This is a genomic window from Klebsiella sp. 4_1_44FAA, from assembly GCF_000238715.1.
Taxonomy (GTDB): Bacteria; Pseudomonadota; Gammaproteobacteria; order Enterobacterales; family Enterobacteriaceae; genus Klebsiella; species Klebsiella pneumoniae.
On record NZ_JH414801.1, the window covers coordinates 211595 to 222981 of the forward strand.

General features: G+C 61.3%; 7 protein-coding genes. 3 read left to right on the top strand and 4 right to left on the bottom strand.

The genetic code is table 11. The features are described 5' to 3' along the window. Positions 1-121 precede the first annotated feature (121 nt). From bcsE to bcsG, 3 genes are read left to right on the top strand one after another with little or no spacing between them, the layout of a single operon-like run. On the top strand, positions 122-1675 hold the full coding sequence (gene bcsE / locus HMPREF1024_RS11735) for a cellulose biosynthesis protein BcsE (protein WP_002921516.1): 1554 nt from the start codon (positions 122-124) through the stop codon (positions 1673-1675). Then, positions 1675-1872, top strand: a complete 198-nt coding sequence (gene bcsF / locus HMPREF1024_RS11730; protein ID WP_002921518.1) for a cellulose biosynthesis protein BcsF — start codon at positions 1675-1677, stop codon at positions 1870-1872. The genes bcsE and bcsF overlap by 1 nt, the downstream gene beginning before the upstream one ends. Then, a complete protein-coding gene (gene bcsG / locus HMPREF1024_RS11725; RefSeq protein WP_004173944.1) occupies positions 1869-3548 on the top strand; it encodes a cellulose biosynthesis protein BcsG in 1680 nt (559 codons plus the stop codon). Before bcsF ends, bcsG begins: the two co-directional genes overlap by 4 nt. 107 nt (positions 3549-3655) lie before the next feature. Here the strand turns inward: bcsG and HMPREF1024_RS11720 are convergent, their stop codons facing one another. From HMPREF1024_RS11720 to bcsB, 4 genes are all read right to left on the bottom strand, one after another. Next, positions 3656-4657, bottom strand: coding sequence for a glycosyl hydrolase family 8 (locus HMPREF1024_RS11720; RefSeq protein WP_002921526.1), 1002 nt, complete (start codon positions 4655-4657; stop codon positions 3656-3658). A gap of 11 nt (positions 4658-4668) precedes the next feature. Then, positions 4669-5145, bottom strand: a complete 477-nt coding sequence (gene bcsD / locus HMPREF1024_RS11715; protein ID WP_002921529.1) for a cellulose biosynthesis protein BcsD — start codon at positions 5143-5145, stop codon at positions 4669-4671. Further along, the gene (locus HMPREF1024_RS11710) at positions 5145-9197 is read right to left on the bottom strand and encodes a cellulose biosynthesis protein BcsC (RefSeq protein ID WP_009308762.1); all 4053 of its coding nucleotides are present in this window, start codon (positions 9195-9197) and stop codon (positions 5145-5147) included. The genes bcsD and HMPREF1024_RS11710 overlap by 1 nt, the downstream gene beginning before the upstream one ends. After that, positions 9194-11387 (bottom strand): cellulose biosynthesis cyclic di-GMP-binding regulatory protein BcsB (gene bcsB / locus HMPREF1024_RS11705; RefSeq protein WP_009308763.1); only part of this gene is annotated, 2194 nt, incomplete at its 5' end. The genes HMPREF1024_RS11710 and bcsB, both read right to left, overlap by 4 nt.

Sequence of the window (11387 nt, forward strand, 5' to 3'; positions counted from 1 at the left end):
CTCATCCTTAAAAGCAGGTGTACATGCTAAAACTGATGACCTTTAATTTCAATGTTAGGTTTACTCTGTCGGTTTCGCTAGTAAACTTATTCAGTGTCAATCAGGGCGCACGAGGGATGCCGTGGATAATGTATTTACTTTGGGTATTTCATCATTATGGGATGAAGTGTGCCATATGCCGGTCGGCGGAGTATGGTGGCTCAACGTCGACCGTTATGCCGATGCCGTCAGCCTGTTTAATCAGACGCTGGCCGCGCAGGCGAAAAACAGCCACGTTGCCGCGCTGGTTATGGGAAACAAACCCAAGGATATCATTTCCTTAGATCATACTCACGGTCCGGATAATATCGCGCTGTTCACCCTGCCGAATCGCCCGCAGGCGCTGGAGGAAATACACCGCGATTTAGTCTGCTCCCTCGAACCTGGCAATTATTTGTTTATTCTGCTATGCGCTGAAAATGCCTGGCAAAATATAAATAATGAAAAGTTATGCGCCTGGGTAGAAAAGACCAGCCGCTGGGCGCAATATCACCGTTGCGCGTTCTTAGCGATCAATTCCGCGCAGGATATCGATCGGCAGCTGACTCCCTTATTACGTGAGTACCGCTCCCTTTCCGGACTGGCAAGTATTCGTTACCAGGGCGACCGGCATATCTTTGATATTGCCTGGTGGGGAAGCGATAAGGGTATCAGCGCCCAACAGCAGCTGATGGTGCAACATGATGACGCCGGCTGGCGATTAGCGCAGGACGCTGAAACCAGCGTGCAGCCGCGCAGCGACGAAAAAGCGATCCTCAGCCATGTGCGCGTGCTGGAAGGCGCCCCGCCGCTGTCGGAATACTGGACGCTGTTTGACACCAACGACGAGGTCTTCAACGCCGGGCGCACCGCGCAAGCGGCGACGATCCTCTTCTCCATTACCCAAAATACGCAAATTGAACAGCTGGGCCGCTATATTCATACCCTGCGTCGCCAGCGCGGTACGGCGCTGAAAATCATCGTCCGTGAACAAACCCCGAGCCTGCGCGCGACCGATGAGCGGCTACTGCTCAGCAGCGGCGCCAGCCTGGTGATCCCCAGCAGCGCATCGCTCTCCCGCTGCCTGACGCTAATCGAAAGCGTACAGAACCAAAAGTTCTCCCGCCATATCCCGGAAGATTTTGCCACCCTGCTGACCTGGAGCCAGCCGTTAAAGCTGCGTGGCTACCAGAAGTGGGATGCCTTCTGCGAAGCGGTGCACAACGTGATGACCAATACCCTGCTTCCACCCGACAGCAAAGGCGTGATGGTGGCCCTGCGCCCGGCGCCGGGGCTGCGCGTTGAGCAGGCGCTGACGTTATGCAAACCTAACCGGATGGGCGACATCATGACCATCGGCAATAACCGGCTGGTGCTGTTTTTGTCGTTTTGCCGGATCAATGACCTCGATACCGCGCTAAACCACATTTTCCCGCTGCCGACCGGCGATATTTTTTCTAACCGTATGGTGTGGTTTGAGGACAAGCAAATCCTCTCGGAAATCGTAATCATGCGCGGCGTCGAGCCGGCGCGCTGGAACACGCCGCTGCCTCTCTCGGTCGGTAAAAACGAGACCATAAACGCCACCCACGATGGACGCCACTGGCGACGCTACCCCGAACCACACCGGTTAACCACCCGCGAGGAGCAAGCCTGATGATGTCTCTCGCCGATATTCTGCAACTGGTGGTGCTCTGCGCCCTGCTGTTTTTTCCGCTGGGCTACCTGACGCGCCACTATCAGCGCCGGATCCGCACGACGTTAAGACTGATGTTCTTTAAACCCCGTTACGTGAAACCGGCAGGGGTATTACGCCGGGGAACAACGGTTAAGCAAGGCAAAGCGAACAAATGACAAATAAAAAAACGACCGCGGCACCGCTTCCGCTCTGGCAGTACTGGCGCGGCCTTGGCGGCTGGAACTTCTACTTTCTGGTCAAGTTTGCCCTGCTGTGGGCCGGGTATCTCAATTTCCATCCGATGCTGAACCTGGTATTTCTCGCCTTTCTGCTGGTGCCGATCCCGCGCGAAAAGCTACACCGTATCCGCCACTGGATCGCTATTCCGCTGGGATTCGCGCTGTTCTGGCACGATACCTGGCTGCCCGGGCCAGAGTCGATTTTTAGCCAGGGGTCGCAAATCGCCGGCTTCAGCGCCAGCTATATCTGGGATCTGATTGTCCGCTTTATCAACTGGAGCATGGTTGGCGCCTTCTTTGTTTTGCTGGTGCTATGGTTGTTTATCAGCCAGTGGCTGCGCGTCACCGTGTTTGTCTCGGCAATGGTCGTCTGGCTGGCGGTCAGCCCGCTGCTGCCGGCCTTTACCCTATGGCCCTCCGGTCAGCCCACCACGGCCGCCGCCACGACCGCACAGGCCAATACCGGGGCCAACGCCGCCGCTGGCGCCGCGTCCAGCCCCGCCAACAGCGATATTCCGCCGCAGACCGAGCCGCCGACCTCAGCCAACCTGACCAACTGGCTGAACGCTTTCTATGCCGCCGAGCAGAAGCGCAAGACGCCGTTCCCGGACCAGCTGCCGGCGGATGCGCAGCCGTTTGACCTGCTGGTGATCAACATCTGCTCCCTCTCCTGGTCGGATATTGAAGCCGCCGGTCTGATGGATCATCCGCTATGGAAGCACTTTGATATTGTCTTCAAAAACTTTAACTCCGCGACCTCCTACAGCGGCCCGGCGGCGGTGCGCCTGCTGCGCGCCAGCTGCGGCCAGCTGTCGCATACTAACCTGTATCAGCCGTCCGGCGCCGACTGCTACCTGTTTGAAAACCTGGCGAAGCTCGGCTTCAACCAGCAGCTGATGCTCGGCCATAACGGTCTGTTCGGTGACTTCCTGAAAGAGCTGCGTTCGCTGGGCGGCATGCAGAGTCCGCTGATGGACCAGACCGGCCTGCCGGTCAGCCTGCAGGCGTTTGACGGCTCCCCGGTGTATGAGGATCTGGCGGTCCTCAACCGCTGGCTGAAGACCGAAGAGGCCAGCAGCAATCCGCGGAACGCCACCTTCTATAACACCCTGCCGCTGCATGACGGCAACCACTTCCCGGGACAAAGCAAAACCGCAGACTACAAAGTGCGGGCGCAGAAGCTGTTTGATGACCTGGATAACTTCTTCACCGAGCTGGAGAAATCGGGGCGGAAAGTGATGGTGGTGGTGGTGCCGGAACACGGCGGCGCGCTGAAGGGCGATAAGATGCAGGTATCTGGCCTGCGCGATATTCCAAGCCCGTCGATCACTAACGTCCCAACGGCGGTGAAATTCTTCGGCATGAAGGCGCCGCATGAAGGGGCGCCGATTATCATCGATCAGCCCAGCAGTTATCTGGCGGTGTCGGAGCTGGTGGTGCGCGCCCTCGACGGCAAAATGTTCAGCGAGGACAGCGTCAACTGGCAGCAGTATGTCGCCAACCTGCCGCAGAGCGCGGCGGTGTCCGAGAACGCCAACGCCATCGTCATCCAGTATCAGGGCAAGCCTTATGTCCAGCTGAATGGCGGTAGCTGGGTGCCTTATCCGCAATAAGCGACAAGGCCGCCTATGTTGGCGGCCTTACATCGTGAGACGTTCCCATTCCACCTTCTCAGCCCGCAGGCATACGGGCGGGGAAGGCGGCAAATCAATCACCGTATTTAGCGCTGATCCTGTTTCGCCAGCCAGACCAACAGCTTGAGGCTGGCAGAGTAATAATCATCCTTGTCGTCAATCTGCGGCGCCTCCTGCGGTTCACCCAGCGTCAGATCGCGCACCGCCAGCAGGCCGCCGGCCATATACCAGGGAGCCACCTCGTTGGTGCTGACGTTGATCCACGCCGGGGTTTGCAGGCGCGGGTAACTCTGCATCCAGGCCTTCCAGGGCGCGAGCAAGGCGCTGTGCGGATCGGCCCACGAGAGATACAGCGGGATACGGATCGCATCGAAACTCATCCGCGGCGGCCACTCTTTGGCTGGCAGCATCTTGCCATCCGCCCGCAGCGCCACCCAGTCGCTGGGTAGATGTGATTTCCCCCAGCCCATCTGCCCCAGCAGCGCCTGTCCGTCGCTCTGCAATGTCCGCCAGGCGGTGAGATGCGTCCGCTCCGCGAAGGCGCGCCAGGCCGGGAAGATGAAATAGGAAGGGTTAAGGTTCAGGTGATCATTGAGGTTGAACCCTTTCACGCCCGGGAGCATCACCTGGCGACCGGCGAAAGTCACCACCGTAGACTTCAGCAGGGCGGCGGTGATGGCGTCAGAGGCAATCGCATAGCGCTTATCCTGCCACTGCTTTTGCGCGCGCAGCAGCGCCCAGGCGATCAGGGTATCGCCATCGGAGGCGTTGTTTTTATCGGCGATAGGGTCCGGCGCCACCGGGTTATAGCGCCAGTAAAACAACCCGTTAGACTTGTTGCGCAGGGTGTTGTCCGTCCACTGCCACAGCTTGTCGAACGCCGGACGATCGTTATTCGCCACCGCCAGGAGCATGGCGAAGCCCTGACCTTCCGTATGCGACACATTGCCATTGGCGGTATCAATGATACGACCATCCGGCATCATAAAACGTGCCTTATAGCGCTCCCAGGCCGTATCCGCCCACGCCCTGGGCACCAGCATCACTACCGTTGTCACTATCACCGCCACTAAAGCACGCAGGGGCATAAATTCACTCTTTATGGATGGTAGTAGAGAAACTGAACGTCAGAGACGGAGAACACCCGCTCACGCTGCAGTATCACGTGGGCACTGCCTCCCTGACTCTGCAGCCAGCGAGAATATAACCCCTCGAGTATGGCACAGAACGCGTTGCACCAGCGCACGCGCCCCGCTTCGTCGCGGCTGACCGGCAACGCCTGATGGCGCAGGCGCAGGCCGTCCTCACCGACATCGATGGTCACCACGCCCCAGTGAAAATGAGTCAGCAGCCGGTTGATATTGGCCTCCAGATCCCCCACCGTCTCCGACGCCGGCAGCGGATGGGTCTCCGCCAGCGAGGCGCCCATCTGACGCAGGAAGGGCTGGCTTTCCAGCTCGCCGGCATTATTTAGCATACCTTCGATCATAATAATCAACAGATCGAACCATCCGGCAGGCGTCTGCTGCTGCTGAAACCAGGTCATCACCACCGGGTTATTGTTCTCCGTCATCATCAATGATCTCCTAACATATAGCGAATATAGAGCCCGGCGGTGCTTTCGTTATAATCCCCGAAGGTGTCATAGCCAATCTGGCCCCCCAGGGTCATTTGTTTGTTGACCTTGTAATCCGCCCCGGCGCGCAGGGTATACCCTATGCCGCTCTTCGAGGTCGCGGAGTAGTAGGCTTCCTTGGCAAACCCATTGCTCACCGCCGTCTCCAGGGTCTGTTGCCACTCCGAATTGGTCGGAAAATAGGCGCTCTTATCCTGACTGTAAGACTGATAGCCCACCGAGCCGCCAAGCTTCATGGTCCAGTTATCATATTTCTCCGTCAGACTGACCGGCAGCGATACGCTGACGTAGTTTTGCGGACTAAAGTAGCCCCCCTGACCATAGGTGAAGTAGCTGAGGTTTTTGGAATAATCCATATAGCTCATGCTCAACCCGGCCTGCAGCTGGCGGTATTCGTCATGGTAGGGACGAAGATAGACCCCGGCATTGGCGTTGATACTGGTGTTGCTGGCGACGTTCTGCCCCAGATAGCTGTATCCGCCGCCGCCGACATAGAAGCCCGCGTCGCCGTCGTCATAGCTCAGCTGCAGGGTGCCGCCGTTTTTCGTCACCTGCCCCCAGGTTTTCCCGGAATAGGCGTCTTTCAGACCCACGTAGGAAAGCAGGCTGTCGGTTAGCGAGCGGCGTTCGCCGGTGAGGATCAGCGACAGATAGTTGGTCAGCTTGGGCGACCATTTCACCCCGCCGACTACGGTATTAAGATCCTGGCCCAACGGCGTGCTGCCGATATCGACCCGGTAATCGTCACCGCTTAACGCCAGCGCCAGTTCGACGCCGTTGGCCTTCTGCGAATCGGTCGAGCCGCTGGTCTGGTCAACGTTCGGCTTGCGGCTGGACGAAGAGAGATAGCTGGCCACCTGCCCCGCATCATAGCTCCCGAGCTTCGCCAGGTTTTCCATCCCGCTGTTGGTGGTCGGATTGAAATCTGCCGCGTTCAGGGTGCCGAGGCCGCTTAACGCCTCGGCCCCTGGATTGCTGGCGAAATAGGCCGTCCGCTCCGCCTCGGTCATCGAGGCGATCGCCGCCTGCTCGCTGGTGACGGTACTCACCATGTTGGAGACCGCGTTAGCCAGCGGGTTGGCGCCGTAGCGACGCCAGGCGTCGCCGCTGGCGGTCCCGGCGTTCAACGACACCGGGGTGACGGTAAAGTCAAAGCGCGAGTCGCCAAACGGCGAGGATGACCAGGTCAGCGGCGTCCGGAGCTCCGTCAGCTTGCTGGTGCCCGATTCGCCGTCGCGTCCACGCACGTCCATTCCCCCCTGCAGCCAGCTGCCGGTTTTCTCCTGCAGCGACTCCATCATGGTGTCCACCTGACGCAGCATCCGCGTCTGGGCGGTGTCCACCGGCAGATCGGTGCGCTGGATCCCCGGCAGCGTGGAACCGGGCGCGGCGGCCGACTGGGCAACCTGCCACGGCATGTACTGCCCGTAGGCGGAGGCCGTCCGCGTCGGCGCCGACGTTTGCGACACGCCGATAAAGGGGTTATCCGCCGCCAGCACCCCGCCGACGGTCGGCGTTTCGCTACTGTTGGTGCTTTGCATGCCCAGCAGTTTGCCGCGGGCGCTGCGCAGATAGGTCATCGCCTGCTGATGATGTCCCTGGGCCTCCGCCACTCTCGCCAGCAGCAGCAGGCGATCCGGGGAGTTATCCTGGCGCAAACCGCCGGCCAGCTGTTCAGCGCGATCGTTGTTCCCCGCCGACAGCGCCACGTCGATGGCCCCGGCGCGCGCATCCTGGTTCGGCGTATCGCGCGTCATCAGGTAGTCATAGACCACCCCGGCCTCTTTGTTCATTTTGCCGCTCTGGTACAGCCGCGCCATGGCGAACATCAGATCGGTATTTTGCGGATCGCTTTGCATAGCGCGGATCAGCTTGTCATACGCCGCAGCGTAATTGCCCTGCTCGCGCAGGCGGTCGGCTTCGTTGATCACATAGCCATTGCGAATGCTCGCCAGCTGCGTCGGCGTACTGCTGGCCTGCAGCTGCGGATTGCTGATCAGGTTCTGCGCCTCGCCGGTCAGCCCGGCCTGATTCAGGACGGCGATCTGATCGGCGTAATCCCCGGCATTGCCGGATACGCCGCTGCTGATATTGTTGCGCACCAGCGAGACCGCGGTGGTCAGGTCGCCGCTCTCGGCCAGCAGACGCGCCAGCTTGCCGGCGTCCGCCGGGGCTTTTGGCGGCGTGGAGGCCATCGCCCGCAGGGTATTGCTGGCGGCAATGGTATTGCCCTGCGCCAGGTAGTTTTCGGCCGTCACCAACTGCAGGTTGTAGTTCACCCGCTGGCGCAAATCGCGCATATCGCTGGTCTGGCTGCCGCCGGGAATGCGCGCCAGCAGCGTCTGCGCCTGCTGCCAGGCGCCGTTTTCGCTGGCAAACAGGGCGGCGGCATACAGCGCACTGTTGCTGGCGCCGGGGCGATAGGCCGCCGACATCAGCGAAGAGGCCTCGCTGCCGTTACCCGATTTTTGCAGCAGCCGGGCCAGGTCGAGGCGCAGCCAGGGATCGTCCGGATAGCGGGCGACGCCTTCGCGCAGGGTGGCAATGGCGCCGGCTGGGTTACCGCTGCTGACCTGCGCCTGGGCCTGACGGCGCAGGGCATCGCCCGGCATACCGGCCACCACCCGCGGCTGCAGTTTTTGCCGCAGGCTCTGCGGGAGCGTCTGCAGCATCGCCTGCGCCTCGGCGGATTTATTCTGCTCGCGCAGCACGTAATAGAGGTTTTCCCGCGCCGCCGCGTTCTGCGGATCGTCATTTAACAGTGAGCGCAGCGTTTGCTCCGCCTGGGGCAAATCTTTGTTGTGCCGCAGCACATCGGCGCGGAACAGCTTCGCCGAGGCGCCCTGCGCCCCGCTCTGCTGCGCCAACGGCGCGGAGAGCGCCAGCGCCTGGCTGATATTGCCCTGCTTATAGGCCTGCTGGGCCTGCGCCAGCTGGCCGTAGAACAGCGCATCGGCCGCCTGCTGACGACGGGTCGCCGAGGCGTCGCCGCCGAGGTCCGCGGCCCGGCTCAGATACTGCGACGCGGCCTGGTAGTCGCCGCTGCGCTGGGCGATATAGCCCATGCCCGCCAGCGCATCGGCATCCTGGGGGTTAGTCTGCAATACTTCTTCAAACTGCTGCTTCGCGGCGGCGGTATTGCCGCTGTTGAGGTTGGCGTAGCCCTGGCCGCGCGCCTGACCGCTGCGCCGTTCGCGAAAGTAATTCTGAACTTCGCTGTCCTGGGGATGCCGCTGCATCCAGGTGTCGTAATACTGCTCATCCCCGGCCTGCGGGCCCAGCCAGAGCAGCGCCTGGCGCAAGCCGCTGTCCGCCTCTTTATTGCCGCTGGCCATCGGCTCGAGCAGGGCGATCCCTTCCCGGCGAGTCTCTTCCCGCCAGGTTAACGCTTTGCCCAACGCCACCCGCGGGGCGTTCTCCTGCGGATGCTGCGCCACGTACTGGCGCAGCTCGCTGATAGCCTGCGGATAGAGCGATTTGTCGCTGGCCATGGTCAGGTAATATTCCGCCGCCAGCCCGGCAGGCGGCGTATTGCCATTGAACATGCTGCGCCAGGTCGCCAGCGCCCCGGGGATATTGCCTCCGCGCGCCTGCTGGCGGGCCAGGCTGAGCTGGCCCTGCGGCACCTGCGACATCTTTTTGGCGTTGTCCAGATCCTGTAATCCCGGGCTGTCAGGGGCCGCTTTCGCCAGCCGCGCGCGCCACTGCGCCGCCGCCTGCATATCGCCGCCCTGCTGCGACCAGAGCGCCATCAGATACAGCGCCTGGGTGTTGTTGGCATCCACCGAGAGCACCTTCTGCAGGGACTCCATCGCCAGCTCGTCATGAGATTTCTCATGCCAGTAGTTGGCCTGAGCGAACAGCGCCTGTAGCGCCGCGTCGTTCCCCGCCGCCAGCGCGCCGCCCGAGGCAGCGAGAGTCAACGCGCCGGTGAGGCAGAACGTGGTAAGCCGACGGGAGGTCTTCATCGTTATTATTATTTTTCTTTTCATTGGTTATCCCCCGAACCCAGACGCTTACGGGCGTGACGTTTAAACATCGCGGTCAGCGCCAGTCCCATTATCGAGGTGGCAATCAGCCCCAGCACCGCCAGGAAACCTGAGTGCTGGCTGGCATACCAGACCGCCATCATGTACCACGGCATCTGACCGCTGGGGAACGGCGTACTCACCTGGAAGCTGCGCACCCCGTTATCGCTGGTGATCACCGCGGTATCGCCGCGGATCCCGGCGTTAATGCGCGGCGATTCCAGATCGGTCTTCAGTCGCGCCAGCTGGTCATCATTGCTGGCCAGCGCCACCACCACCAGGCGGGTGGAATTCCACGGCGAGCGATAGCTGATGAACCCGCGCCAGGCGCTGCTCGACGAAAAGTAGCGATCGGCGTCGAGGCTGGCGGAAGTCCAGTCGCCGGTGAGCCGGCGCTGGACTTTTTGCCACAGGTCTGGCTCGCGGACGCTCAGCACATTATCTACCGGGCGATAGGGTGAGTCGGCCAGCAGGCTCTGGTTAAAGGCCTGCTGATCGAGAGCGGTGACCGCCAGCACGTCACGTTCACGCAGCGACTGCAAATCCCCCCCGCCGGTGGGCATCCCGAGCACGACGCGGTTATTCGCCAGCGCGGTGCCGGTCGCGTTCCCGGAGCGTGCCGCCAGATTCAGCAGGGTCGCCACCTGGGTTTCAGACGGGTCCGCCGGCAGCAGAAGAGTCGTCTGCGAATAGTCCGCCAGCCGCGAGAAGGGGAACGAGGCGCCGACAAAGTAGGAGAGATTGGGCAACAGCGAGAAGTGACGCGTCTTGCTCAAATCGATCCAGGAGTCGTCAGTGATCCGGCTCTTGATATTGTTATTCAGCAGCACCGAACACGGAACATCGTCCTTTGGCACCACATTGAAGTACATCGACAGCTGGTTATCGCCGTAAATCAGGTAGGGCGCCAGCGGGATGGTAAAGCGCTCCTGGCGCGCATCGCCCCCGAGGTAGCGCCAGACTTTCTCCAGCGGCCCCTGCTTGTTCATCGGCAGGTTGTTGAGGAAGGTGCCGTTGAGCGTGACGCTCAGCAAGGACTTGTCCTCATTAATCCAGCTTTCCGACGGGAAGCGGTAGCCAACCTGTAGCGGAATGGTTTCCCCATCCCACAGATAGAGATCGGGCGCGGCGCGGAAGGCGATACGTAAAGGTTCGTGCCAGACGCCGCTGACGGTCGGGCTTTGATCCTTACGCAGCAGCTCGCTGAGCTTGACCGGACGATCGGTGGGGATCCAGCGCGGGGCATCATATGCTTTGCCAACCGGGATGGTCTGCGGTTCGACATCCAGCGTCGCGGTTTGCGGCGCAAAGTTGCCGCGGGTTAACCGCCAGGCGGCCATGCGCAGCGCCGTATCGTTTTTACCGACAATCAGCAGCAGTTTATAGGCCGGATTGGCGGGGTTGGCGATGATGCGCAGCAGCGGCTTATCGGTTTCCGGCAGCATCATGCCGCCCACCTGCTCCCCCGGATGGCCAATAACGATGCCGTGGCGTTCCGGCAGACGGTCGCGCAGAGCGCTGAAGGCAATGCCGCGATAGTCCGCCTGGATACCCAGCCAGGAGGAGATCAGCGCCGCGGCGCTGAAGACGTCCGCCGACGGCTTGGCCCCATAGGCGACCGCAATGTCCGCCGGGGTCATCTGCATGCTGTCAAAGAAGGGCCGCGGGAAGTGGCTCAGGTCGTCGCTGATGTTCAGCTGCTGGCTTTCCCAGCTGAAATGCGACGTGGGCAGCACCGTCACCCGCGACGTGTCATGAATGTCACGCTGGCACTGCAGGGTATCGCCATCGTTGATCTTCACGCTCAGGTTATTGCTGGAGACCATCAGCGCGGGCGGAATATCCAGCTGATAATGGGAGACATCCTCGCCATCGGCGCCCAGCGGCAGCGTGCCGAGCGGTTGACCGTTGAGCATCAGCTGCAGGGTGGCGTTGCGGCTCGCCATCTCCGGCGATACGCGAACGGCAAGGCTGAGCTGCGAATGGATCACCACCTGATCGGCAGGCAGGGTAAAGCTGACCCCACCCTGTCGCTGGCCGCCGCTGAGGATAATCCCGTCCGGCATCCCCATCTGCGCCAGATTCAGATCGCCTCCCCAGACCGGAGCGACAGGAATGACCTCCGGCGCGGCCGTGCCGCTCACCGGGCGGGGG